Genomic DNA, 24843 nt, shown 5'->3' on the forward strand with positions numbered 1-24843 from the left:
CCGGATGAACGCGCCTATCATGGGATGGTCAGGCCCCGGCTGGGCGTCGAGCTTGCGGGCAGCATCTGCTGCGAAACCTGAATGATGAGGTGAAGGTGCTCGGTGTCGATCCCGGCCTGGGCGGCGCAACCCCACCAGATATGGCCGCCGGAGAGCGGCGGCTCCCTGCGTTAACCGGCCATTAGGGTTAACAGTCTATTGCTGACGCGTTCGGCTCGATCATCAGGCTCGAGAGTCAAAAGCGTCATGCGTCAACGGTTCCGCCCAGCCCGGCTTCTCGCCTCCGCTTCGCTGATCGCGCTGGTGGCCGCGAGCCTCGGCGGCTGCACGGCAACGTCGAAGCTCTCCGATGTCACCGGATCGATCGGGCCAAGGGCGGAAGCGGCGCCTGCCGATCCGGCGCGCGCCGTCGAAGTCTATGGCGAGCGCTACCGCGCCAACCCCAAGGATCCCGAAACGGGGTTGGCCTACGGGCAGGCCTTGCGTGCCAACGGGCAGCGCGCACAGGCTGCCGCCGTGCTCGAGCAGGCGACCATCGCCAACCCCGGCAACAAGCCGTTGCTGGCCCAATATGGCCGCGCGCTCGCCGACAACGGCAATTTCCAGCAGGCCTACGACGTGCTGTCGAAGGCGCATTCGCCCGACAATCCGGACTGGCGCCTGCTCTCGGTGCAGGGCACCTGCCTCGACCAGATGGGGCGCCACGACGAGGCGCGCGCCTATTATACGAGCGCCCTGAAGATCGCGCCCGGTGATCCCGGCGTGCTGTCCAATCTCGGCCTGTCCTACATGCTGTCGCGCGATCTGCCCAAGGCGGAAGAGACGCTGCGGCAGGCTTACGCTTCGCCGCGTGCGAGCTCGCGGGTGCGGCAGAATCTCGGCCTGGTGGTCGGCCTCCAGGGTCGCTTCGCTGAAGCCGAGAGCATCGTGAAGGCGGACCTGCCGCCGGACGAGGCGGCGGCGAATGTCGCCTATCTCAAGGACATGCTGAACCGCCACGACGGCCCGCGCGGCGCATCGAAGCGGACGCCGGTCGCCTCGCTCAGCCAGCCCGACTGATCCGCCGCCTGTGGCGCGATGAAGTGAATTTCGCCCGACGGTTCGAGGGTTTGCCGCGATCCAGATGGGCACGGCGCCGGCGGTGGCCGGCTACTGTGCATGGGGTTGTTTTCGCGCTTCTGGTCCGGCGTCAGTGTAGCTCGGAGATCTTGATACCCGTCGGTCCGAGAATGACGACGAACAGCACCGGCAGGAAGAACAGGATCATCGGCACTGTCAGCTTCGGCGGCAGGGCGGCAGCTTTCTTCTCGGCTTCGTTCATGCGCATGTCGCGGTTTTCCTGCGCCATGACGCGCAGGGATTGCCCGAGCGGGGTGCCGTAGCGTTCGGCTTGCTGAAGCGCAAGGCACACCGATTTGACGCCTTCGAGCCCCGTGCGCTTCGCCAGGTTTTCGTACGCCACCTTGCGGTCCTGCAGATAGGACAGCTCGGCGGTAGTCAGGGTGAATTCTTCCGACAGCGCGATCGACTGTCCCACGATTTCGGTGGCGACCTTGCGGAACGCCATTTCCACCGACATGCCGGACTCGATACAGATCAGCAGCAAATCGAGTGCATCGGGAAAGGCGCGCTTGATCGAGAGCTGACGCTTGGAGATCGCGTTCTTCAGGAACAGCATCGGCGCCTGCAGGCCGAGATAAGCCGCGCCGACGCAGATGCCGATCTTGAGCGGCATCGGGCGATCCATGTGGGCGATCAGGAACACGTAGAGGACCGAACCGATGAACAGCACGAGCGGCGTCACCATGCGTGCGAACAGGAAGGTGATGTAGGGTGCCTGGCCGCGATAGCCCGCCATGATCAGCTTGTCGCGCGCAGCCTCCTGCGCCAGCCATTTGGTGAGGTTGAAGTCCTCGACGACCTTGGAGACGAGCTGCTTGGGCGTCTGGCGCAGCGAGACCTTCTCGCTCTTGTGGAGGCGTTCGCGCTCGCGCTGCCGGATTCTCTCGCGCTCGCTCGCCACTGCCTTCATCCGCTTGGCGAGCCCTTCGCCGGCGAACATCGGCATGACCAAGGTATACACCGTGGCGCTGGCCGCGATGGCCGCCAGCAACATGGTCATGAAGTGGACGTCGTGCAGCTTCGTGACGAGCAAATCAACCATGCGGCACCATCAAAAATCGAAGTTGATCATCTTCTTCATCACCATGATGCCGATCGACATCCAGACGACGCAGCCGACCAGCATCAGCTGGCCGGTGGGATGGGTCCAGAGCAGCGAGATGTAGCCAGGCGTGGTGAGATAGACGAGGAACATCACGATCGGCGGCAGCGAGCCGATGATGCCGGCCGAGGCCTTGGCCTCCATCGACATCGCCTGGATCTTTTCCTTCATCTTCTTGCGGTCGCGCAGCACCTTGGAGAGATTGCCGAGCGCTTCGGAGAGATTGCCGCCCGACTTCTGCTGGATCGACACCACGATGCCGAAGAAATTGGCCTCCGGCAGCGGCATGCGGTCGTAGAGCCGCGAGCAGGCGTCGCCGAGCGGCATGCCGATGGCCTGCGTCTCGATGATGGCCAGGAACTCGCTGCGCAGCGGTTCCGGCGCGTCGGCCGCGACGACCTTGATGGACTCGAACAGTGGCAAGCCGGCCTTGATGCCGCGGACGATGACGTCGACGGCGTCCGGCAGTGCTTTCAGGAATTTGTCTTCGCGACGCTTCTTCAGGAAACCCAGCGCCCAGCGCGGCAGGCCGAAGCCGCCGGCAAAGGCCAGACCGGCAGCGCCGAGCAGGCCGCCGCCGCCGAACAGCGCACCGAAGAAAAACACACCCGCCACGACGCCGGACACGATCCAGAATTTCTGCGTCGTCCAGTCGAGGCCGGCCTGCGACAGGCGGATGTTGAGCGGAACGCTCTTCTCCTGTGCGCGCCTCGCCTCGAGATCCTTGAGCGAACTTTCGACTTGCTCACGGCGCGATCGCTGGCTTTTTTCGGCCTGCTTGGCTGCGGGCGCATCGGCCCGCCCGATCGAAGCGCGGCGACTTTCGGCCTTCCGTTCGCCCGACAGCATCGGGTAGAGGAAAACCCAGGCGATGCCGCCGACGGCGGCGGTGGCGAGGAAAGCGAGGGCAAGGACCTGCATGTTCATCGCTGTGCCGACCTGCTCACGACTTCGGTCCCGTTTCCGCGGCGTCGAGCGCCGCGGCCAGCCGCTTCTCTTCACCGTAATAGCGCGCACGTTCCCAGAATTTGGGGCGCCCGATGCCGGTCGAACGATGCTTGCCAATGATCTTGCCGTTGGCGTCTTCGCCGATCAGGTCGTAGAGGAAGACGTCCTGGGTGATGATGGTATCGCCTTCCATGCCCATCACCTCGGTAATGTGGGTGATGCGGCGCGAGCCGTCGCGCAGACGTGCAGCCTGCACGATGACATCGATCGAGGCGCAGATCATCTCGCGAATGGTGCGGGAGGGTAGGGAGAAGCCGCCCATCGTGATCATCGATTCGCAGCGCGACAGCGCTTCGCGGGGATTGTTGGCGTGCAGCGTTCCCATCGAGCCGTCGTGGCCGGTGTTCATGGCCTGGAGCAGATCGAATGCTTCCGGGCCGCGGACTTCGCCGACGATGATGCGCTCGGGACGCATACGCAGGCAGTTGCGCACCAGCTCGCGCATGGTGACCTGGCCTTCGCCCTCGATGTTGGGGGGACGGGTTTCGAGCCGGACCACGTGGGGCTGCTGGAGCTGAAGTTCGGCTGCGTCCTCGCAGGTGATGACGCGCTCGTCATGTTCGATGTAGTTGGTCAGGCAGTTGAGCAGCGTGGTCTTGCCAGAGCCGGTGCCGCCGGAGATCAGCACGTTGCAGCGGACACGTCCGATGATCTGGAGGATTTCCGCGCCCTCCGGCGAGATCGCGCCGAACTTGACCAGCTGATCGAGCGTCAGCTTGTCCTTTTTGAATTTGCGGATGGTGAGCGCAGGACCGTCGATCGCGAGCGGCGGCACGATGGCGTTGACGCGGGAGCCGTCGGCGAGGCGGGCGTCGCAGATCGGTGAGGATTCGTCGACGCGCCGGCCGACCTGGCTGACGATGCGTTGGCAGATGTTGAGGAGCTGCTGGTTGTCGCGGAACCGGATTCCGGTGCGCTGGATCTTGCCTCCGACTTCGATGAAGACGGTGCCGGCCCCGTTCACCATGATGTCGGCGATGTCGTCGCGGGCGAGCAGCGGCTCGAGCGGACCATAGCCCAGCACGTCGTTGCAGATATCGTCGAGCAGCTCTTCCTGCTCGGCGATCGACATCACGATGTTCTTGATCGCGATGATCTCGTTGACGATGTCGCGGATTTCCTCGCGCGCGGACTCGGAATCGAGCTTGGCGAGCTGGGCGAGGTCGATGGCCTCGATCAGCGCACCGAAGATGGTCGCCTTGACCTCGTAATAATTGTCCGAGCGGCGGCTTTCCATGGCCGGCGCGGGCCGGGACGGGGCGAGCGGCGGGGAGGCGACGGCCGGCGGGGGCGGCGCGCGCGACACCGTCGGCGCCGGAGCCGTGGCAGGCTCTGACGACACGGCGCCGGGCTTGGGAGCCCGAAAGTCGGTGTCTGTTGAGCTACGCTTACCGAACACTTAACAACTCCATGCGGCGGCCTATTTTCCCCGCAACTTCTCAATCAGCGGTGAAAGCAGGGACGACTTTTGTTTCTTCGTCTCGCTCCGGCCGGTCAGGCGTTGGGCGATCTGGAGGAACATTTCGATCGACTTGTGATTGGCGGAGATCTCCGCGATCATCTGGCCGTTGTTGGCAGCCGCGCCGAAGATCTGCGGCTCGAACGGGATCGAGACCACCGGTTGGCTCTCGATCGCCTTCGCGAATTCGGTGGCGGCGATCTCGGGCCGCTTGGGAATGCCGACCTGGTTCAGGCAGTACAGCGGCGGGCGGTCGTTCGGACGCGCGGCCTTCAGCAGATCGAACAGGTTCTTGGTGTTGCGCAAATTGGCAAGATCAGGTGCCGCCACGATCAGAATGTCGTCGGCGCCGATCAGGGCGCGCTTGGTCCAGCCCGACCATTGATGCGGGATGTCGAGCACGATGCAGGGCATGGTCGAGCGCAGCGTGTCGAACACGGCATCGAAGGCGTCCGTGCCGAAATCATAGACCCGGTCAAGCGTCGCAGGTGCTGCCAGCAGGCTGAGATGGTCCGTGCATTTCGACAGCAGGCGGTCGATGAAGGCGGTATCGACCCGGTCGGGCGAAAACACCGCATCCGCGATACCCTGCGGCGGGTCCTGGTTGTAATCGAGCCCGGCGGTCCCGAAGGCGAGGTCGAGATCGGCGACCACCGCGTCCATGGCGAGATCCCGTGCGATCGCCCAGGCGACGTTGTGGGAGACGGTGGAAGCGCCGACGCCACCCTTGGCGCCGACCACGGCGATGATACGGCCGACCGCCTTGGCTTCCGGCGCCGAGAACAGGTTGCAGATCGAGCGCACGACGTCGATGGCGCCGACCGGTGCAAGCACGTAATCGCTGACGCCGCGGCGCACCAGCTCTCGATAGAGCATGACGTCGTTGATGCGGCCGATCACGACCACGCGGGTACCGGCGTCGCACACGGTGGCGAGTTGGTCGAGCCCGGCCAACAAATCGTTGCGCGCATCGCTCTCGAGCACGATCACGTTCGGCGTCGGCGCCGAGCGATAAGCTTCGATTGCAGCTGTCATGCCGCCCATCTGGATTTTCAGATGGGCCTTGCCGAGACGGCGATCCTCGCCGGCCGATTGTATGGCCGCGGCGGTCTCCACGGTTTCGCAGAATGCCTGGACCGAGACACGCGGTGCGGGCGCAATATGCTCCTCGGCCGGCGACGGGGCCTCCGGCTGCTCTTCCTGAGTCTGGCGCGCGTAGCTGATCATTTGCCGGAGTCGCTGAGTTTGGCCTTCTCGGCCTCGGGATAGGTGGTCGTCGTCGTCGTGCCCTTGCGGTACTTCTCGAACGCGGTGATGCGCCGCGCCGTGTAGGCGGGGGTCTCAGGCCGCGGCTGCTCGAGGTCCGACGGATTGTCGATCATGGCCGCCATGTTCCGCTGATAAGAGCAGCCGAAATTGTAATAGTCCTTGTTCTCGAACCAGCTCTTGTTCTTCATGGAGGGGCCGACATCCTCCGGCCAGAGGCCGCAGGGGCCTGCGACCGCCGCGATCTTCGAATAGGTCAGGCGGATCGGCGGCAGGAAGTGCTTGTCTTCCGGCTGATAGGGGCGGGCGATGATGCCGCGCGGGGGAACGCCAGCCGCCGCCAGCATGGCCTGAATCTCGCGCATGGATTCCGCCACCGGACGCGCATTGGGCGTTCCCGTGGGCACATCGATGTGGATTGCGCCGGTGCCCTCGTGCATCCAGGTCGACGCCAGGCCCATCACGTCGGCGCGCTGGGCGGCGGTCAAACCGCCGCGGGCGTGGCCGACGAAAACGACGGTCGAGCGGTTCTGCTCCTCAATCGCGATCGGATGACGTTGCTTGTAGTCGTCGGGAATGGAGCCGGTGGCCACCTCGTCGTGCTGGCAGCCGCCGAGCGCGAGCGCGATACCGACGAGCACGCCACCGAGGCCGGCGGCGCGGTGGCGGGTCTGGGGTCGTGGTGTGATCATAACTAGGTCCCCGTTCCGCGTCAGTCGGTGATGAAGCCGTAGGTGCCGCGGTAGTTCTTTGCCGGTTCAGTCCGGCCCGGCACGCCATAGATGCGGTTGATGTTGCCGATCAGTTCGGCCTGCGGATCCGAGGGTGCCGCGAAGCCGTCATCCGGCCGCGACAAGTCCTTCGGCGACGCTGCGCGAACGATATAAGGCGTGACGATCACGACCAGCTCGGTCGTGTTGTTGACGAAGTCGCGGCTGCGGAACAGCGTGCCGAGAATCGGCAGCTGCATCAGGCCTGGCAATCCGCTGACAGCCTGCTTGGTCTGCTGCTGGATCAGCCCGGCCATCGCCATCGCGCCGCCGGAGGGAATTTCGAGCGAGGTTTCCGCGCGGCGGGTCCTGATCGAAGGTACCGTCAACGAGTTGACCGACGACGAGGTCACGGCCTGCGACAGTGTGATCGCATTGTCGTTGGAGAGTTCCGACACTTCGGTCATCACCCGCAGGCTGATCTTGCCCTCGGTCAGCACGACAGGCGTGAAGTTGAGCGAGATGCCGAACTTCTTGAAGCTGATCTGGGTTGTGCAGACATGCGTGGTGGGATCGCAGGCATAGCCTGCCGGCACCGGGAACTCGCCGCCGGCGATGAAGGTCGCCGATTCGCCCGAGATTGCGGTCAGGTTCGGTTCGGCCAGCGTGCGGATCACGCCCGCGGTTTCCATCGCGCGGAGCGTCGCCTGCACCGACGGGGTTGCGCCGAACTTCGTGGTCAGACTATTGCCGTCCACGAGATTGTGGCCGAGTGCGGTGAACGGATTGGAGTTGTTGAAGCTCACCACCGACGTGCCGTAGTTGAGGTTTGCGGAAAGGTCGATGCCGAGCTGCTTGACGATGTTGCGCGCGACTTCGGCAACCGTCACCTTCAGCATGACCTGGTCGCGGCCGCGGACCACGATCGAATTCACCACCTTGTCGGGCCCACCGGCAAGGCGTGCGGCAAGATCGTTGGCCTGCTGCGCTTCCACAGGATTGGCCGCCGTCCCGGTCAGGATGATGCCGTCGCCGAGGCCGTCGATCTGGATGTCGGAATTGGGCAGGATCTGCTTCAGCGCGGCGCGTGCACCGTTGAGGTCGCGCTTGACCGCGATGTCATAGGCCGCGATCTGCTGGCCGGCGGAATCGAAGAACACGATGTTGGTTTGGCCCACCGAGGCGCCGATGATGTAGGCGCGCTGGGCGGAGCGGACCACCGCATTGGCGATCTTGGGATCAGCGACCAGCACATCCTTGATGTCGCGCGGCAGGTCGATCACGATCGACTTGCCGACGCCGAGCGAGAGGAAGCGCGCGTTCATCTGGCCGTCGGCCGCAACCGGCGCTGCGGGACGGTAATCAGCGGCGATCACGGGCGTCAGCACGGGGTTGAGCGTCAGCGCGACAGCGGCCGAGAACGACAGGGCGCGAACCATCGTGGTCCGCATCGTCGTCGGATTTGCCCTGCATGTCATATCGACTGTCCTCATCGTGCCTTCGCCGCCTGGGTTGCGACGCCGTAGCGAATGATCGAAATGCCGTCGCGCTTCTGCGCGGATTCATCGAGCGTGATCTCGGTCGACTTGACGTCGGCAATGCTGCGCAGCGCCAGCGACAGCGTTCCCGCCTGGCGGGACGAGGCAAGCTGCTGGGCCTGCGCGGGATTGAGTTCCAGCGTCACGGTCTTGCCGAGCACCGTGTTCTGGCCGTCCTTCTCCTTCGGAGCCTGATCGATGGCGAGCACGCGGACGTTGACCAAAATGACTTCGGTGTTGATGATGTCCTGGCCACCGGCGGCCTGATCGGGGTTCTTGAGGCGGCGCGTCAGCAGCACGTCGACCCGATCGTTCGGCAGGATGAAGCCGCCGGCGCCCGTTTCCGGCGAGATTTCGGTCGAGATCGCGCGCATGCCTGACGGCAGGATCGCGGCCATGAATCCGGACCCATCGGCCTTGACAAGCTTCTGGTCGCGGATCGGTTCACCCTGGATGAAGGGGGCACGCGCGATCGACCCGGTGACCTGGGTCGCGCCGTCGGGGCGCTCGTTGCGGCGAATGAAGCTGGAGCTGGCAGTCGCGGTCGGCCAGGTCTGCCACTGCACGTCTTCCGGCTTCACGGTCTGGCCGAGACCGATGTCGTTCTTGGCGACCAGAACGTCGGTGGTGGGAAGCTGCGCGGCGGGAGCTGCTGGAGGCGGCGCAGAGTCCGAGCCGCTCGCCAGATACGCGGCGACGCCGCCGGCGCAGATGGCGACCGTCAGGACGACTATGCGTGCCCTATTCATACGCTTCACTTTCCACAGAACGCCGCGACGCTGCCGCCGCCGTATTCGGCAGTTGACCAGCTATTCGTCAAAGCATGGTTAATGAGGCGTATCTAAATCGCCTTAACGCCTGGTTATCGCGGCGTTTAGCGCAGCGCGAGGTGAGCGAGATCGATCGCCTTCACCCATCCGGTTTCCGGGTAGATCAGCAGCGCGCCGAGCGCGAGCGCGATGCCATAGGGAATGCCGGTCTGCTTGTCGTGCAGCCGTGCGAGCCAGGCCTGGCCGGCAAGCCCGTAAGGCAACGGCCATTGCCGGAACTGGAGCAGGAGCAGCGTCAGCGCTCCGCCGAACAGTGAAGCGTAGAGCAGGAAGTCCGTCAATTGCGCGAAGCCGAACCAGAGCGCCACCGCGGCCGCGACCTTGGCGTCGCCGCCGCCGATCCAGCCCATCGCGAAGCAGGTGAAGGCCACGACGAGGATCAGCGCGCCGGCGCCGAGGTGGCCGAGCAGCTCGTATGGTGCCATGCCACCGGCAAAGGCCAGCACGAAGAAGCCGGCGATCAGCGCCAGCGAGACGCGGTTCGAGATGGTCATGGTGAAGAGATCGCTGGCGGCTGCGAACGCCATCAGGGCCGGGAAGAGCAGAAGGCGCGCGAGGTCGAGGATCATTGGCTGCGTCTTGGGCCTGGGTCTATTGCCGGATCGGGGCGTCGGCGCATGCTAGAAGGCAGTGCTAAACAAACCGACAACGGGTGCCGGCGGCCTCACCACATGCTGGCGATGCGCATTGCGAGCGTGGCTACGGCGAGCAGCAGTGCAAGGCAGACCCAACACGCCGACGCGTCGATGCGCGCCGTGTCCGCCTCGCTCGCCGCAACCGCGGCAGCGGTCCTGTGTTTACGCAACGCCACTGGAACTCGCCCCGTCCAAAAAACAAAGGCCCCGGAGATCCGGGGCTTTTGCGGTTCGCCTACTTCAGCGAGGAGCTGATCGAGCCGAACTTCGTGTTCAGCGAGGTGCCGAGCTGGTTGACGACGGTGATGATGGCCAGCGCGATGCCGGCGGCAATCAGACCGTATTCGATGGCCGTGGCGCCGGATTCGTCTTTGGCGAAACGCGCAATCAGGTTCTTCATGGACTAAACTCCATCTGGGTGTGGTCGCCTCGTTCGGCGCTGCATTGACGCGACGACCATGTGAGCCGAGCTCTTTCGGTGGAGTTAACTGGATCGGTCAAACCCGCGTCTCGCGCGATGCTTTTGGCCAAAGTGAATTTCACCTTAAGGCGATCATCGCAATTCGTTCGGTTCGGAACGGGGCGTCAACTTCATCCTCCCTTAAATTTAGCGGAGTAGGCGTAGAGAGATCAGCAGCCAGGAAGAGAAGCGATGATGTCGAGCCTGCCCATGCAAGTCGCCCTGATGCTCGGCGAGACCATCGAGAAGGTGGTTCCCGTCACCTTCATGCTCGCAGTCCTGTTCACGGTGCTGGAGCATTTCTGGGCCTGCAATCCCGGTCCGTCCTGGTGGCGCAAGCGCGAGATCGTAACCGATATCTGCTACTGGTTCTTCGTTCCGGTGTTCGCCCGCACGATGCGGATCGGACTCCTGATCGTTACCGCGGGCTTCTTCTTCAACATCCACGACGCCGACGAGCTGATCGCCTTCTACGACAACGGGCACGGCCCGCTGTCGCAGCTGCCGCTCTGGCTGCAGGGTGTTCTGTTCCTGGTACTCGCCGACTTCATGCTGTACTGGCTGCACCGGCTGTTTCATGGCGGCGAGTTCTGGAAATACCATGCGATCCATCACTCCTCGGAGGAGATCAGCTGGATCTCGGCGGCCCGCTTCCATCCGGTCAATCTGATGCTCGGCACGATCGGCGTCGACGTCGTACTGCTGATGGCCGGCATTTCGCCGAACGTGATGATCTGGGTCGGCCCGTTCACGACCTTCCATTCGGCCTTCGTGCACGCCAACTTGAACTGGACCTTCGGGCCGTTCAGATATGTGCTGGCGACGCCGGTGTTCCATCGCTGGCACCACACTGCGCTCGAAGAGGGCGGCGACACCAATTTCGCCGGCACCTTTCCGATCTGGGACGTGCTGTTCGGGACCTTCCGCATGCCGGCTGGCGAACTGCCGAAGGATTATGGCAAGGACGAAGCGACCATGCCGAAGGAGATCGCCGGCCAGCTTGCCTATCCGTTCCGGCAATAGGCGGGTCCGTTAGAACAATAGTCGGCGAATTTGGGGAACGTTCACGAATTACAGGCAGGTTAACCGGGTCGGGCGCCGGCTCCGCTCCCTGATCGATTCTGCCGGTTTGTGACGTCCCGGGGTAAGAGTATGCGTAAAGTGTTCCTGCGCCGTCATGCGCGCATCTGTCTGCTGGTTACGGCAAGTGTACTGGCTTCGCCGTCCATTGGCCTTGCCGAGCCCACCATCGATACCATCGCCGTGAATGTCGACCAGGCCAAGCTCGTTCGGCTGCCCGGCAAGGTGGCGACGATCGTGGTCGGTAATCCCTTGATCGCCGATGTCACCCTCCAGCCTGGCGGGATGATCGTCGTCACCGGCAAAGGCTACGGCGCCACCAATTTCATCGCGCTCGATCGCGGCGGAGAGATCCTGGTCGACCGGCAGATCCAGGTCGAGGGCCCCAGCGACCGGCTCGTCACCGTCTACCGCGGGGTCGATCGGGAGTCCTACAGCTGCATGCCGCTTTGCCAGCGCCGGGTTACGCTCGGCGACAGCGAGACCTACTTCAACACCACGATGAGTCAGGCTGGTGCGCTGAACAGCAATGCCAGCGGCACCGGCGGCGCGGCGGCCGCCAAGACGAACTAGCAAGGCAAATCAACGGCCAATGCAGCCGCGTGGGACCTGTGGTCCCGCGCGGGCGCTGGCGCGTCGGTGACCGCGCAGCAGCCAGCGTGGTTAACAGGCCTTAACGGTTCGCTAGGGCGAGTTCGAATTGTCCAATCAGCAAAATAACCAGTTTCCGGTCCTGATCGGGCCCGGATGATCGCGGCCGCCGGTTCACACTCCGGACTGAAACCTATCCGTTCTGCAGCTACGAAAAAGGCCGTACGTCCCGCACGGCCTTTTCCATTGTTCCGAGGGCCGGCGCTGAATCCTTGCGTGTCCCGCGAGGATGCGCGCTGGAATCAGCCGGCGTCGCGCAGGTTGTCGGCGGCCGACTTACCGGACCGGCGATCGGCGACGATCTCGTAGGAAATCTTCTGGCCTTCGCGCAGCGAGCCGAGGCCGGCGCGCTCGACGGCGCTGATGTGAACGAACACGTCGCTGCCGCCATCATCGGGCTGGATGAAGCCATAGCCCTTGGTTGCGTTAAACCACTTCACGGTTCCCATGCTCACGGGGGTAGTCCCTTCTCAGATACACAATGTAAGAGCCCGCTCGCGCAGGCCGGTTAGATCGAATTTTGGAAGGGTCGTCAGCGTGTCTGAACCGGCTGTACCGGTGGATGCTAATATCGTCCGGCCGAAAATCGATGTGTTCATTTTATTGGAATCAAGGCGCCAAAACAATCCTGACGCGCACGATTTTTTGATCCACCGTGTTCGCCACGGCGGATCAGCTTCAAGTCAGCACCTTTATTCCACGCTTGCGCGCGGGAACCATTAACGGCGACGGAATTGGCCGCCGCGCTGTCCGGGACGGGGAGGTCCGCCCACCCCGCTCGGCCGTTCGTCCTTGTGGCGGAAAATCAGCCGGCCCTTTTCGAGGTCGTAGGGCGACATCTCCACCGTCACGCGGTCTCCCGCCAGCGTCTTGATGCGGTTCTTCTTCATCTTGCCGGCGGTGTAGGCGACGATTTCGTGCCCGGCGTCGAGCTGCACGCGGTAGCGCGCGTCGGGGAGGATTTCGGTGACCAGTCCTTCGAACTGGATCAGCTCTTCCTTAGCCATGAATTTCTCCAGGTCGTGGACGGCTAGTGCGAATGGGGTTTGCGGTTCGGGTGGCCGTTCGGCCGACTCTCACGGCGCAAAAAGGCCACGCCTTGTATCCCATCGGGCGCTCCGGCGCTATGCGTCGAGCGCTGTTCCGGGCGGTCGTTTGCCGAAGAATGCATCTTTCCACCGGAGCGACGACGGCGCGACCCCTTGGCATTGCTGCCGGGCCGTCCGTCGACGTGTCGCGCCTCGCCGTGGCGGCCCTCACCGGCCCGTCCGTCGCTCGGCTTGCCGGCGCTGTGGTGGCGTCCGTCGCCGTGCCGTTCATCGTTACGCCGTCCGTCGCCGTGGCGTGCGCCTTGCGGACGCTGGCCCGGGCGGGCGACCGGCCGGCCCTGCCGTTGCTGCGGTGGGGGAGCACCGGCATCGCGGCGGCCGGCATCGGTGCGGAGGTCCTCGCGCGGCAGCGCCACGCGGATCAGCTTCTCGATGTCGCGCAGATAGCCGAGCTCCTCGCCGCCGGCCACCAGCGAGATCGCGGTGCCGTCGGCGCCCGCGCGCGCGGTGCGGCCTATGCGATGCACGTAGGTCTCGGGCACATTGGGCAGGTCGTAGTTGATGACGTGGGTTATCCCGTCGACATCGATGCCGCGGGCGGCGATGTCGGTGGCGACCAGGGTGCGGATCTCGCCGGAGCGGAATTGCGCGAGCGTCCGCTCGCGATGGTTCTGCGACTTGTTGCCGTGAATGGCGCTAGCGGCGATGCCCGTCCTCTCGAGCGTCTTCACGACCTTGTCGGCGCCGTGCTTGGTGCGGGTAAAGACTAGCGCGCGGTTGATCGGCTCGTCCTTCAGGAGCTTGGTCAGGAAGGTGGCCTTGGCCGAGAAATCGACCTGGATGATGCGCTGATTGATACGCTCGGCGGTCGAGGAGACCGGCGTTACCGCGACCCGGGCCGGATCGCGCAGCATGGCGTCGGCGAGTTCGGCGATGTCCTTCGGCATGGTAGCCGAGAAGAACAGCGTCTGCCGCTTGATCGGGAGTTTCGCGACGATTTTGCGGATGTCGTTGATGAAACCCATGTCGAGCATGCGGTCGGCCTCGTCGAGCACGAGGAATTCGACGCTGCTGAGCTTCAGTCCGTTGCTCTGCACGAGGTCGAGCAGGCGGCCGGGGGTGGCGACCAGCACATCGACGCCCTGCATCAGGGCACGGACCTGGCGGCCCATCGGCACGCCGCCGATGGCGAGCGTCGAGGACAGACGGATGTGGCGACCATAGGCATTGAAGCTGTCGAGGATCTGCCCCGAAAGCTCGCGGGTCGGCGACAGCACCAGGACGCGGGCCGTCTTGGGCTGCGGCTTGATGCGGTTCTCGAGCAGGCGGTGCAGAATCGGCAGCGCAAAGGACGCTGTCTTGCCGGTGCCGGTCTGGGCGATGCCGACGACGTCACGGCCGGTCAGCGCCGTGGGGATCGTTTGGGCCTGGATGGGGGTAGGGGTGACGTAATTCTCTTCGGCGAGAGCACGTGCGATCGGTTCGGCGAGGCCGAAGTCCTGAAACGAAGTCAAAAGATGGGTTCTTTCCATGTCAAATGCGATCGGCCCTACGCAATCGGCGGGGCGCGCGCAAAAGGGTGTCGAGAGGACACCTGCGTGTTTGGGGTGTCGGATGGCTTGGGAGATATGGGGCAAGCCAGAGGCCCGTACGGGCTTAAGAACACGCGGCTCGCTACGACCGCTCGATTCGCGAACGATCTCCACCACTATATGGAACATTGAGGGGGCGCTTTCAAGGCACGCCCTCATCAGGTTTCGATTTGCGGTGCAAAAATAGTGGTGCCGGAAATTTAGCCAGCAGATGGATTTTGCTCATAAAATAATCTGATTGGCGCATAAGCATACATTTTACCCGCCCAATATTTGGGCGGCCGGACTGCGGCGAAAGTTTGTTTGCGGCAAAATTATCAAGACTGGCCAACCACTTGGCAGGCGCCCAGCCCATGGCACGGTTCTTGCGATTCCGTTAATCGCAGGCGGCCGTGGGGCCGTTTCGCAGCGTTTTCACGTCTGCGTCAGGGAGATGATACATCCATGCCTACCAAATCCATTCACGATATAGCGGCGTCATTTAGCCGCCGCGGCGTGCTCGCCGCGACCACCGGACTGTTGCTTGGTCTGGCGTCCATTTCCGGCGCGAAGGCCGCCGACGACACCATCAAGGTCGGCGTCCTGCACTCCCTCTCCGGCACCATGGCCATCAGCGAAACCACGCTGAAGGACACCATCCTCTTCCTCATCGACGAGCAGAACAAGAAGGGTGGCGTGCTCGGCAAGAAGCTCGAGGCCGTCGTCGTCGACCCCGCCTCGAACTGGCCGCTGTTCGCTGAAAAGGCGCGCGAGCTGATCACCAAGGACAAGGTCGCCGTGGTGTTCGGCTGCTGGACCTCGGTGTCGCGCAAATCGGTGCTCCCGGTGTTCAAGGAGCTCAACAACATCCTGTTCTACCCTGTCCAGTACGAGGGCGAGGAGTCCGAGCGCAACGTGTTCTACACGGGTGCCGCGCCGAACCAGCAGGCGATCCCCGCCGTCGACTATCTGATGAAGGAAGAGAAGGTGAAGCGCTGGGTGCTCGCGGGCACCGACTACGTCTATCCGCGCACCACCAACAAAATCCTGGAAGCCTATCTGAAGTCCAAGGGTGTCGCCCAGGAAGACATCATGATCAACTACACGCCGTTCGGTCACTCCGACTGGCAGACGATCGTGGCCGACATCAAGAAGTTCGGCTCGGCCGGCAAGAAGACGGCGGTGGTCTCGACCATCAACGGCGACGCCAACGTCCCCTTCTACAAGGAGCTCGGCAACCAGGGCATCAAGGCGAAGGACATCCCGGTGGTCGCGTTCTCGGTGGGTGAGGAAGAACTCGCCGGCATCGACACCAAGCCGCTGGTGGGTCATCTCGCCGCTTGGAACTACTTCGAGTCCATCAAGACCCCGGCGAACGAGAAGTTCATCAAGGATTGGCAGGCCTACACCAAGAACCCGAAGCGTACGACCAACGACCCTATGGAAGCCCACGTGATCGGCTTTAACATGTGGGTGAAGGCCGTCGAGAAGGTGAAGTCGACGGATCCGGACAAGGTGATCGACGCGCTGCCCGGCATCGAGGCTGCGAACCTGACCGGTGGCACCTCGAAGATGCTGCCGAACCATCACATCACCAAGCCGGTGTTCATCGGCGAGATCAAGGGCAACGGCCAGTTCGACGTGGTCTGGAAGACCCCGGGTCTCGTGGCTGGCGACGCCTGGTCGAAGGAGCTCGACGGCTCCAAGGACCTGATCGGCGACTGGGTCGGCAAGAAGTGCGGCAACTTCAACACCAAGACCAACAAGTGCCTCGGCTCCGGCTCCTGATCCGGACCTGACATTCGACTGCACGACGGGAGAAGACGGCTATTCCGCCGTCTTCTCCCCACTTCTGCCGGGGTGAACCAAAGTGCCAACCAATCTGTCCGCTCGTCTCTCTACCTTTGTCCTCTCGCTGTTCCTGATCGCGTTCGCGCTGCCGGCCTTTGCCGGTCCGTTCGAGGACGCGGTCGCCAAATTCGCCAACGACGATTTTTCCGACACGGATGAAGCGATCGGCGTCGTCGCAAGCAGCGGCAACAAGCTGGCTTTTCCGATCATCAATGCACTCCAGGACGGCCGTCTCATGGCCGATCCTGACACCAAGAAGGTTTACGTCACCGGCACCGACGGCAAGTCGATCGATGCCGCGACCGGTGAGTCCGTTGCCAGCGTGCCTGACAGTGCCAGCGCCGTCCGCCTCAACAACCGCCTGCGCCGCAGTGTCGACGCTGCGCTCGGCAGCCTGACGCTGCAGTCGCCCGATCTCGGCACGCGGCTCCAGGCTGCGCAGTCCGTCTTCAAGTCGCATGAAGAGACTGCGCTCGAGCCGGTCGAGACCGCGCTCGCCAAGGAACCCAACCGATCGGTCAAGGCCGCGCTCGGCGAGGCGCGCGCCGCGATCCTGCTGTTCAAATCCGACGCCACCGAAGTGCAGAAGCTCGAGGCCGTCGCCACCATCAAGGCGCGCGGCGATCAGGAAGCGCTGGCGCTGCTCTCCGACATCGGGACCGACCAGCCCGCCTCGGTGGCCAAAGCCGCGACGAGCGCCATCAGCTCGATCCAGAACTCGCTCGCGGTCTGGTCCGCGGTGCAGAATGCCTGGTACGGCCTCTCGCTCGGCTCGGTGCTTCTGCTCGCCGCGATCGGCCTTGCCATCACCTTCGGCGTGATGGGCGTCATCAACATGGCGCATGGCGAAATGGTGATGATCGGCGCCTACACCACCTTCGTGGTGCAGGAGGTGATCCGCACCCGCTATCCCGCCCTGTTCGACTATTCGCTGCTCATCGCCGTGCCGCTCGCCTTTCTCGTCGCAGGCGCGATCGGCGTGCTGATCGAACGCAGCATCATCCGCTTCCTCTACGGCCGGCCGCTGGAGACCCTGCTTGCCACCTGGGGCCTGTCGCTGGTGCTGCAGCAGGCGGTGCGCACCATGTTCGGTCCAACCAATCGCGAGGTCGGCAATCCCTCCTGGATGAGCGGCGCGTTCGAGCTCGGTCAGATCACCATCACCTACAACCGGCTCTGGATCCTCTGCTTCACCCTTGCGGTCTTCGTGATCCTGCTCGCCATGTTGCGCTACACGGCGCTCGGCCTCGAGATGCGCGCCGTGACGCAGAACCGCCGCATGGCGGCGTCGATGGGCATCGCCACCTCGCGCGTCGACGCCTTGACCTTCGGCCTCGGTTCGGGCATCGCCGGCATCGCCGGCGTGGCGCTGTCGCAAATCGACAATGTCAGCCCCAATCTCGGCCAGAGCTACATCATCGACAGTTTCATGGTCGTGGTGTTCGGCGGGGTCGGCAATCTCTGGGGCACCCTCGTCGGCGCCTTCACGCTCGGTATCGCCAACAAGTTCTTGGAGCCGGTCGCCGGCGCCGTGCTCGGCAAGATCGCGATCCTGGTCCTGATCATCCTGTTCATTCAAAAGCGGCCGCGCGGCCTGTTCGCGCTCAAGGGCCGTGCGGTGGAAGCATGACCCCTCACATGCTGACGCGATCACTGGACCGCGGCGCGACGATCTTCCTGTTGGTCGTCGCCGCCTGCGGCGTCCTCATCCCGCTCTCCAATTTGCTGCTGCCGGCGGGCTCGGCCCTGCAAGTGCCGACCTATCTTGTCGCGCTCTGGGGCAAATATGTCTGCTACGCCATCCTGGCGCTCTCGATCGACCTGATCTGGGGCTATTGCGGCATCCTCTCGCTCGGCCACGGCGCCTTCTTCGCGCTCGGCGGCTATGCGATGGGCATGTATTTGATGCGGCAGATCGGTACCCGCGGCGTCTACGGCAATCCCGTTCTGCCCGACTTCATGGTGTTCCTGAACTGGCAGAAGCTGCCGTGGTACTGGCACGGCTTCGACATGTTCTGGTTCGCGGCGCTGATGGTGCTGTTCGTGCCGGGCCTGCTGGCCTTCTGCTTCGGCTGGCTCGCCTTCCGCTCCCGCGTCACCGGCGTGTATCTGTCGATCATCACGCAGGCGATGACCTATGCGCTGCTGCTCGCCTTCTTCCGCAACGATTTCGGTTTCGGCGGCAACAACGGCCTGACCGACTTCAAGGACATTCTCGGCTTCAACGTCCAGGCCGAGGGCACGCGCGCCGCGCTGTTCGCGCTCAGCTGCCTGGCACTGATCCTCAGCTTCCTGATCTGCCGCTCGGTTGTGTCCTCCAAGCTCGGCAAGGTGCTGATCGCGATCCGGGACGCGGAATCGCGCAGCCGCTTCCTCGGCTACCGTGTTGAATCCTACAAGTTGTTCGTGTTCACGCTGTCGGCCTGCATGGCCGGCGTCGCCGGCGCGCTCTATGTGCCGCAGGTCGGCATCATCAATCCGTCCGAATTCGCACCGGGCAATTCGATCGAGGCGGTGATCTGGGTCGCGGTCGGCGGCCGCGGCACGCTGATCGGTGCGGCGCTTGGCGCGATCGTCGTCAACTACGCCAAGACGTTCTTCACCTCGGGCGTGCTGGCGCCGTACTGGCTGTTCATGCTGGGTGCGCTGTTCATTCTGGTGACACTGCTGCTGCCCAAGGGCATCGTCGGCACTTTCAGCGCCTGGCGTGAGGCGTTGAGAGAGAGGCGCCCTGCTGCGGCGAGTGCGGCGGCCGAAGACGGCATCACCGAACCAAAGATGGCGGAGTAGCGGTCATGAACGTCATGGATACCCGCGCGACCTCCGCGATGCTCTATCTCGACGGCGTGCACGTCTCGTTCGACGGTTTCCACGCCATCAACAATCTGTCGCTGACGCTCGAGCCCGGCGAGATGCGCGCCATCATCGGCCCCAACGGCGCCGGCAAGACCACGATGATGGACATCGTCACCGGCAAGACCAAGCCGGACGAGGGCACGGTGCTGTTCGACGGCGTCACGGACCTGACGCGCCTCGACGAGACCCGCATCGCCGAGCTCGGCATCGGCCGCAAATTCCAGAAGCCGACGGTGTTCGAGAGCCAGACCGTACAGGACAATCTCTTGCTCGCGCTCAATGTTGATCACTCGGTCCGCAGCACGTTGTTCTGGCGCGGCAGCAGGGCGGAGTCGGAGCGCATCGACAAGGTGCTGGAGACGATCCGTCTCACCGATTCCCGCAATCGCCTCGCCGGCAGCCTCAGCCATGGCCAGAAGCAATGGCTCGAGATCGGCATGCTGTTGGCGCAGGATCCGAAGCTGCTGCTGGTCGACGAGCCCGTCGCGGGGATGACCGACGTCGAAACGCATCTCACCGCCGAGCTACTGAAAGAAATCAACAAGACCCACACCGTCATGGTGGTCGAGCACGACATGACCTTCGTGCGCGAACTCGGGGTCAAGGTGACGTGCCTGCATGAAGGCACGGTGCTCGCCGAAGGAACCATCGACCAGGTCTCGTCCAACGAGCGGGTCATCGAAGTCTATCTGGGTAGATAGCGAATGGCGAATAGGAGTGCCGAATGAACGGGCTGTTCCTCGTATTTGCTACGGGCCATTCGCCATTCGCCCGCAAAGGTGTTTCCGATGCTCGAAGTTAAAGACATCAACCTGTTCTACGGCGCGGCGCAGGCGCTGCGCGGCGTCTCGATTGCGGCTGAGCCCGGCAAGGTGACTTGCGTGCTCGGGCGGAACGGCGTCGGCAAGACCTCGCTGCTCCGCGCCATGGTCGGGCAATACCCGATCTCATCGGGCGCCATCGTGTTCGACGGCGGCGATATCACCGGCCTCAAGCCCTATGAGCGGGCGCGCAAGGGCATCGGATTCGTGCCGCAGGGCCGCGAGATCTTTCCGTTGCTGACGGTCGAGGAAAACCTCAAGACCGGTTTCGGCCCGCTCAAGCGCCAGGACAAGCATATCCCGGACGACGTGTTCTCGCTGTTCCCGGTGCTGGAATCCATGCTCGGCCGTCGCGGCGGCGATCTGTCGGGCGGCCAGCAGCAGCAGCTGGCGATCGGGCGCGCGCTGGTGATGCGGCCGAAATTGTTGCTCCTCGACGAGCCGACCGAGGGCATCCAGCCCTCCATCATCAAGGACATCGGCCGCGCCATCTCATACTTGCGCAATCTCGGCAACATCGCCATCGTGCTGGTCGAACAATATCTCGACTTTGCCTGCGAACTCGGTGACAGTTTCGCGGTGATGGATCGCGGCGCGGTGAAATTCACCTGCGACCGCTCCAATCTCGACCGAAGCGAGATCAGCCGCCAGATGGCGCTGTAAGCCGGGACATTGTAGGCTGGAAAAATCCTGCCGCGGCCGGCTGGGGGAGACGGATGCGCAGCGACGCCTTGGTGAGTTCTTTGGCGACATCTTCGGTGTTCGAAGCCAACCGTGCGCGCGGCGCGGTCCACTTCGACGTGTACGCCCGCGACGGCGTGACGCGGCGCGGCGCGTTGCATGAATCCGGCTCGCTCCGCGTGCGCTTTCCCTCGCCCGAGGACGATGGCCTGTCTGGCGTGTTCGTCAACACGGCCGGCGGCGTTGCCGGCGGCGATCGCTTCGACATCGAGATCGCGGCCACTGACGCCGCGCGCTTGACGCTGACGACGGCGGCCGCGGAAAAGGTCTATCGCGCGCCGGGGGCGGCGGCGCAGCTCAACATTTCCTTGAAGGTCGCTGCAGGCGCGCACCTCGGCTGGCTGCCCCAGGAGACCATCCTGTTCAACCGTGCCCGGGTTCATCGCCGCTTCGAGATCGAGCTCGATGAGGCCGCCTCGCTGCTGCTTTGTGAAATCGTCGTATTCGGCCGCACCGCCATGGGCGAGCGCATGGAGCACGGCGAGTTCGTCGATCGCTGGCGGTTGCGCCGCGGCGGCAGGCTGGTGTTCGCCGAGACCATCAGGCTCGACGGCGATATCGGCGCAAAACTGGTTCGATCCGCGGTCGCCAAGGGTGGTGCTGCAATAGGCACCGCGTTGATCGCTCCCGGCGACGAGGCGCTGATCGGGCGCATCCGCGAAGCGTCGGACTCCTTCTCCGGGGAGGTCGGGATATCGGCCTGGAATGGCTTTGCATTGGCGCGGTTCTGTGCCCAAGATGCGGCGCGTTTGCGCGCCGACATGATGGCCGTGCTGGCGCGCACCGGTGCCGCGCTGCCGCGGTTGTGGCTGAATTGAAGTGTTGAACGGAAGAGATTCTTCATGAACCTGTCTCCCCGCGAAAAGGACAAGCTTCTGATCTCGATGGCGGCCATCGTGGCACGCCGCAGGCTGGACCGCGGAGTCAAGCTCAACCATCCCGAGGCGATCGCGATTATCTCCGACTTCATCCTCGAAGGTGCGCGCGACGGCCGCACGGTCGCCGAGTTGATGCAGTCAGGCGCCCAGGTGCTGACCCGCGACCAGGTGATGCCCGGCATCCCCGAGATGATCCACGACATCCAGGTCGAGGCGACGTTCCCTGACGGGACGAAGCTCGTCACCGTGCACGAACCGATCCGATAGGAGCGAAGCATGATTCCCGGCGAACTCTTCATCCAGGACGGCGAGATCGAGCTCAATGCCGGTCGCAAAACCGTGACGTTGACGGTGGCCAACACCGGTGATCGTCCGATCCAGGTCGGCTCGCATTACCACTTCTTCGAGACCAATCCCGCGCTGAAATTCGATCGCAAGAAGTCCCGCGGCATGCGCCTCGACATCGCCGCCGGCACCGCCGTCCGCTTCGAACCCGGCCAGACCCGCGACGTCCAGCTCGTCGCGCTCGCCGGCAAGAAGACGATCTACGGTTTCCGTGGTGAGGTCATGGGGAAGCTGTGACGTAAGCCGAGATGAGTGCCGTGATCTGCAGCGAGGTGAGCACGTCGGTCGGGCTCCCTCCCCCCTTGCGGGGGAGGGTTGGCGAGAGGGCTATGCCGCACGACAAAATCCCTCGGTTTCGAAGAACCCGCGCCAAGCAATTGCGCCGGGAGATGACGCGCGCCGAGACGTTGCTGGGGCGTCACCTCAAAGCGCATCGCATGGAGGAGAGTTGAACCATGCTCTCACCGGTCCGCCTTGTCTCCGAAGCTGCCGAACTTGCTGCGCATCGCCACAATGGCATGGCGCGGAAGGGACGCGGCAGTGAGCCCTATATCAATCATCTTGCCGAGGTGGCCAACCTACTCGCCACCGCGACCGATGGTGTCGACGCCGAGATCGTCGCGGCGGGTTGGCTGCACGACTCGATCGAGGATACCGATACCACGCGCGCGGAGCTTGCGCAGACGTTCTCTGAGCGCGTCGCTTCGCTTGTCGTCGAGTGCACCGACGACATGAGCCTGCCGAAGGCCGAACGGCGGCGGAAGCAGATCGAGGACGCTCCGCACAAATCTTCCGGCGCAAAGCTCATCAAGATTGCCGACAAGATCAGCAATATCGGCTCCCGCATTCGGTCCGATCCGAGCGCCGATGAGCGCGACGACCTTGCCGACTACACCGGTTGGGCCGAGCAGGTTGTCGCCGGCTGCCGCGGCGGTAACGCCTGGCTCGATACGAAATTCGACGATGCTGTGAAAGCAGCGAGGGCTTTGCTGTGACCAGCCAACAGTTCAATCGCAAACGGGGCTTGTGATGTCCGTCAAAATGAAGCGTTCCGTCTATGCCGACATGTTCGGCCCGACCATCGGCGACAGGGTGCGTCTCGCCGACACCGATCTCATCATCGAGGTGGAGAAGGATTTCACCACCTACGGCGAGGAGGTGAAGTTCGGCGGCGGCAAGGTGATCCGCGACGGCATGGGGCAGTCGCAGGTGACCAACAAGCAGGGTGCTGCCGACACCGTCATCACCAATGCGCTGATCGTCGACCACTGGGGCATCGTCAAAGCCGACGTCGCCATCAAGGATGGCATGATCTCCGCGATCGGAAAGGCCGGCAATCCCGACATCCAGCCGGGCGTGACGATCATCATCGGCCCTGGTACCGATGTGATCGCGGGCGAGGGAAAGATACTCACCGCCGGCGGCTTCGACAGCCACATCCATTTCATCTGCCCGCAGCAGATCGAGCATGCGCTGATGTCCGGCGTCACCTCGATGCTCGGAGGCGGCACCGGCCCCTCGCACGGCACCTTCGCCACCACCTGCACGCCCGGGCCATGGCATATCGCGCGGATGATCCAGTCGTTCGACGCCTTCCCGGTCAATCTCGGCATCTCCGGCAAGGGCAATGCCTCGCGGCCCGCAGCCCTGGTCGAGATGATCAAGGCCGGCGCCTGTGCGTTGAAGCTGCACGAGGATTGGGGTACCACGCCGGCCGCGATCGACAACTGCCTGTCGGTGGCTGATGACCACGACATTCAGGTCATGCTGCATTCCGACACGCTGAACGAATCCGGCTTCGTCGAGGACACCATCAAGGCGTTCAAGGGACGCACCATTCATGCGTTCCACACCGAAGGCGCCGGCGGCGGGCACGCCCCTGACATCATCAAGGTCGCCGGTCTGAAGAACGTGCTGCCATCCTCGACCAATCCGACGCGGCCGTTCACACGCAACACCATCGATGAGCATCTCGACATGCTGATGGTGTGCCACCACCTCGATCCCTCGATCGCGGAAGATCTGGCGTTCGCCGAAAGCCGCATCCGCAAGGAGACCATCGCGGCCGAGGACATCCTGCATGATCTCGGCGCGCTCTCGATGATGTCGTCGGACTCCCAGGCGATGGGCCGGCTCGGCGAGGTCATCATCCGGACCTGGCAGACTGCCGACAAGATGAAGAAGCAGCGCGGATCGCTGCCGCAGGACAAGGGCAAGGACAACGACAATTTCCGCGTCAAGCGCTACATCGCCAAGTACACGATCAACCCGGCGATCGCGCACGGCGTATCAAAGCTGATCGGCTCGGTGGAAAAGGGCAAGCTTGCCGATCTCGTGCTGTGGTCGCCCGCCTTCTTCGGCGTCAAGCCTGACTGCATCGTCAAGGGCGGCACGATCGTCGCGGCACCCATGGGCGATCCCAACGCCTCGATCCCGACGCCACAGCCGGTGCATTACCAGCCGATGTTCGGCGCCTTCGGCAAGGCGCGCACGGCGTCCTCCGTGGTGTTCACCTCGAAGGCCGCGATCACCGGCGGTCTCGCGCGAAAGCTCGGCATCGAGAAGAAGCTCTATGCGGTCCAGAACACCCGCAAGATCTCCAAGAAGAGCATGATCCACAACGACGCCACGCCTGACATCGAGGTCGATCCGGAGACCTATGAGGTGCGCGCCGACGGCGAGCTGCTCACCTGTCCACCCGCCGAGGTGCTGCCGATGGCGCAGCGATATTTCATGTACTGAAATAGCGCTCAACGCATGTCCCCGGCGCATGTCGCACTGCGTGTCCGGGGGCGGCTTTTCCGGTTTTGCGTTCGATCCCGGCTGGTCTAATGTCCCGCCCGGTTATCGTAACCCAGAAGAAAAGCCGG

Annotated in this window: 26 protein-coding genes; 13 read left to right on the top strand and 13 right to left on the bottom strand. The window is 63.8% G+C overall.

Annotation, left to right across the window (positions count from 1 at the left end; genetic code table 11):
• The first annotated feature begins 246 nt into the window (after positions 1 to 246).
• Positions 247 to 1059 carry a tetratricopeptide repeat protein gene (locus tag ACVW16_RS21830; RefSeq protein ID WP_456736305.1) on the top strand — a complete coding sequence of 271 codons (813 nt, stop codon included), beginning with the start codon at positions 247 to 249 and terminating at the stop codon, positions 1057 to 1059.
• Between the two features lie 130 nt (positions 1060 to 1189).
• Here the strand turns inward: ACVW16_RS21830 and ACVW16_RS21835 are convergent, their stop codons facing one another.
• The 9 genes from ACVW16_RS21835 to ACVW16_RS21875 form a co-directional block, all read right to left on the bottom strand.
• Positions 1190 to 2164 (bottom strand): type II secretion system F family protein, encoded by a 975-nt coding sequence (locus ACVW16_RS21835; RefSeq protein WP_456736304.1) that lies wholly within the window; start codon positions 2162 to 2164, stop codon positions 1190 to 1192.
• Between the two features lie 9 nt (positions 2165 to 2173).
• Positions 2174 to 3151: a type II secretion system F family protein gene (locus tag ACVW16_RS21840; RefSeq protein ID WP_092227291.1), complete on the bottom strand. Its 978-nt coding sequence runs from the start codon at positions 3149 to 3151 to the stop codon at positions 2174 to 2176.
• A 16-nt stretch (positions 3152 to 3167) separates the two neighbouring features.
• The gene (locus ACVW16_RS21845; protein WP_456736303.1) at positions 3168 to 4631 is read right to left on the bottom strand and encodes a CpaF family protein; all 1464 of its coding nucleotides are present in this window, start codon (positions 4629 to 4631) and stop codon (positions 3168 to 3170) included.
• Between the two features lie 21 nt (positions 4632 to 4652).
• Positions 4653 to 5918, bottom strand: coding sequence for an AAA family ATPase (locus tag ACVW16_RS21850; RefSeq protein ID WP_456701192.1), 1266 nt, complete (start codon positions 5916 to 5918; stop codon positions 4653 to 4655).
• Complete coding sequence (locus ACVW16_RS21855; protein ID WP_456736302.1) at positions 5915 to 6649, bottom strand: CpaD family pilus assembly protein; 735 nt, start codon at positions 6647 to 6649, stop codon at positions 5915 to 5917. Before ACVW16_RS21855 ends, ACVW16_RS21850 begins: the two co-directional genes overlap by 4 nt.
• 20 nt (positions 6650 to 6669) lie before the next feature.
• Positions 6670 to 8145 (bottom strand): type II and III secretion system protein family protein, encoded by a 1476-nt coding sequence (locus tag ACVW16_RS21860; RefSeq protein WP_456701194.1) that lies wholly within the window; start codon positions 8143 to 8145, stop codon positions 6670 to 6672.
• Between the two features lie 11 nt (positions 8146 to 8156).
• Positions 8157 to 8954, bottom strand: coding sequence for a Flp pilus assembly protein CpaB (gene cpaB / locus ACVW16_RS21865; RefSeq protein WP_456701195.1), 798 nt, complete (start codon positions 8952 to 8954; stop codon positions 8157 to 8159).
• A 125-nt stretch (positions 8955 to 9079) separates the two neighbouring features.
• Complete coding sequence (locus ACVW16_RS21870; protein ID WP_456701196.1) at positions 9080 to 9604, bottom strand: A24 family peptidase; 525 nt, start codon at positions 9602 to 9604, stop codon at positions 9080 to 9082.
• Positions 9605 to 9905: 301 nt separating this feature from the next.
• The gene (locus tag ACVW16_RS21875) at positions 9906 to 10070 is read right to left on the bottom strand and encodes a Flp family type IVb pilin (protein ID WP_092227069.1); all 165 of its coding nucleotides are present in this window, start codon (positions 10068 to 10070) and stop codon (positions 9906 to 9908) included.
• A gap of 255 nt (positions 10071 to 10325) precedes the next feature.
• Here ACVW16_RS21875 and ACVW16_RS21880 point away from each other — a divergent pair, with 255 nt between their 5' ends.
• Together ACVW16_RS21880 and ACVW16_RS21885 are read left to right on the top strand one after the other, a co-directional pair.
• The gene (locus tag ACVW16_RS21880; RefSeq protein ID WP_456701197.1) at positions 10326 to 11153 is read left to right on the top strand and encodes a sterol desaturase family protein; all 828 of its coding nucleotides are present in this window, start codon (positions 10326 to 10328) and stop codon (positions 11151 to 11153) included.
• 129 nt (positions 11154 to 11282) lie between these two features.
• Entirely contained in the window at positions 11283 to 11783 is a 501-nt protein-coding gene (locus tag ACVW16_RS21885; protein WP_456802422.1) for a pilus assembly protein N-terminal domain-containing protein, read from the top strand.
• A 320-nt stretch (positions 11784 to 12103) separates the two neighbouring features.
• Here ACVW16_RS21885 and ACVW16_RS21890 read toward each other — a convergent pair whose 3' ends face one another.
• The 4 genes from ACVW16_RS21890 to ACVW16_RS21905 all read right to left on the bottom strand — a co-directional run bounded on the left by ACVW16_RS21890 (position 12104) and on the right by ACVW16_RS21905 (position 14857).
• On the bottom strand, positions 12104 to 12316 hold the full coding sequence (locus ACVW16_RS21890) for a cold-shock protein (protein WP_456701199.1): 213 nt from the start codon (positions 12314 to 12316) through the stop codon (positions 12104 to 12106).
• A 264-nt stretch (positions 12317 to 12580) separates the two neighbouring features.
• Positions 12581 to 12868 carry a translation initiation factor IF-1 gene (gene infA, locus ACVW16_RS21895; RefSeq protein WP_008131890.1) on the bottom strand — a complete coding sequence of 96 codons (288 nt, stop codon included), beginning with the start codon at positions 12866 to 12868 and terminating at the stop codon, positions 12581 to 12583.
• Positions 12869 to 12891: 23 nt separating this feature from the next.
• Positions 12892 to 14442 (bottom strand): DEAD/DEAH box helicase, encoded by a 1551-nt coding sequence (locus tag ACVW16_RS21900; RefSeq protein WP_456736301.1) that lies wholly within the window; start codon positions 14440 to 14442, stop codon positions 12892 to 12894.
• 202 nt (positions 14443 to 14644) lie between these two features.
• Positions 14645 to 14857: a hypothetical protein gene (locus ACVW16_RS21905; RefSeq protein WP_456736300.1), complete on the bottom strand. Its 213-nt coding sequence runs from the start codon at positions 14855 to 14857 to the stop codon at positions 14645 to 14647.
• Positions 14858 to 14946: 89 nt separating this feature from the next.
• Between ACVW16_RS21905 and urtA the strand changes: the two genes are divergently transcribed.
• The 10 genes from urtA (at position 14947) to ureC (ending at position 24715) form a co-directional block, all read left to right on the top strand.
• Complete coding sequence (gene urtA, locus ACVW16_RS21910; RefSeq protein WP_237863100.1) at positions 14947 to 16269, top strand: urea ABC transporter substrate-binding protein; 1323 nt, start codon at positions 14947 to 14949, stop codon at positions 16267 to 16269.
• A gap of 82 nt (positions 16270 to 16351) precedes the next feature.
• Positions 16352 to 17962, top strand: coding sequence for an urea ABC transporter permease subunit UrtB (urtB, locus tag ACVW16_RS21915; RefSeq protein WP_456701203.1), 1611 nt, complete (start codon positions 16352 to 16354; stop codon positions 17960 to 17962).
• Positions 17959 to 19122 carry an urea ABC transporter permease subunit UrtC gene (gene urtC, locus ACVW16_RS21920; RefSeq protein ID WP_456736299.1) on the top strand — a complete coding sequence of 388 codons (1164 nt, stop codon included), beginning with the start codon at positions 17959 to 17961 and terminating at the stop codon, positions 19120 to 19122. The genes urtB and urtC overlap by 4 nt, the downstream gene beginning before the upstream one ends.
• 5 nt (positions 19123 to 19127) lie before the next feature.
• Positions 19128 to 19889 carry an urea ABC transporter ATP-binding protein UrtD gene (urtD, locus tag ACVW16_RS21925; protein WP_456736298.1) on the top strand — a complete coding sequence of 254 codons (762 nt, stop codon included), beginning with the start codon at positions 19128 to 19130 and terminating at the stop codon, positions 19887 to 19889.
• An 87-nt stretch (positions 19890 to 19976) separates the two neighbouring features.
• Entirely contained in the window at positions 19977 to 20672 is a 696-nt protein-coding gene (urtE, locus tag ACVW16_RS21930) for an urea ABC transporter ATP-binding subunit UrtE (RefSeq protein ID WP_456701206.1), read from the top strand.
• A 53-nt stretch (positions 20673 to 20725) separates the two neighbouring features.
• Positions 20726 to 21568, top strand: a complete 843-nt coding sequence (locus tag ACVW16_RS21935) for an urease accessory protein UreD (protein WP_456701207.1) — start codon at positions 20726 to 20728, stop codon at positions 21566 to 21568.
• 24 nt (positions 21569 to 21592) lie between these two features.
• The gene (locus ACVW16_RS21940) at positions 21593 to 21895 is read left to right on the top strand and encodes an urease subunit gamma (protein ID WP_007605424.1); all 303 of its coding nucleotides are present in this window, start codon (positions 21593 to 21595) and stop codon (positions 21893 to 21895) included.
• A 9-nt stretch (positions 21896 to 21904) separates the two neighbouring features.
• A complete protein-coding gene (locus ACVW16_RS21945; RefSeq protein ID WP_456736297.1) occupies positions 21905 to 22210 on the top strand; it encodes an urease subunit beta in 306 nt (101 codons plus the stop codon).
• Positions 22211 to 22428: 218 nt separating this feature from the next.
• Positions 22429 to 22968 (top strand): HD domain-containing protein, encoded by a 540-nt coding sequence (locus tag ACVW16_RS21950; protein ID WP_456701209.1) that lies wholly within the window; start codon positions 22429 to 22431, stop codon positions 22966 to 22968.
• A gap of 34 nt (positions 22969 to 23002) precedes the next feature.
• Entirely contained in the window at positions 23003 to 24715 is a 1713-nt protein-coding gene (ureC, locus tag ACVW16_RS21955) for an urease subunit alpha (RefSeq protein WP_456701210.1), read from the top strand.
• Positions 24716 to 24843 lie beyond the last annotated feature (128 nt).

It is taken from the genome of Bradyrhizobium sp. USDA 4474 (genome assembly GCF_054057515.1).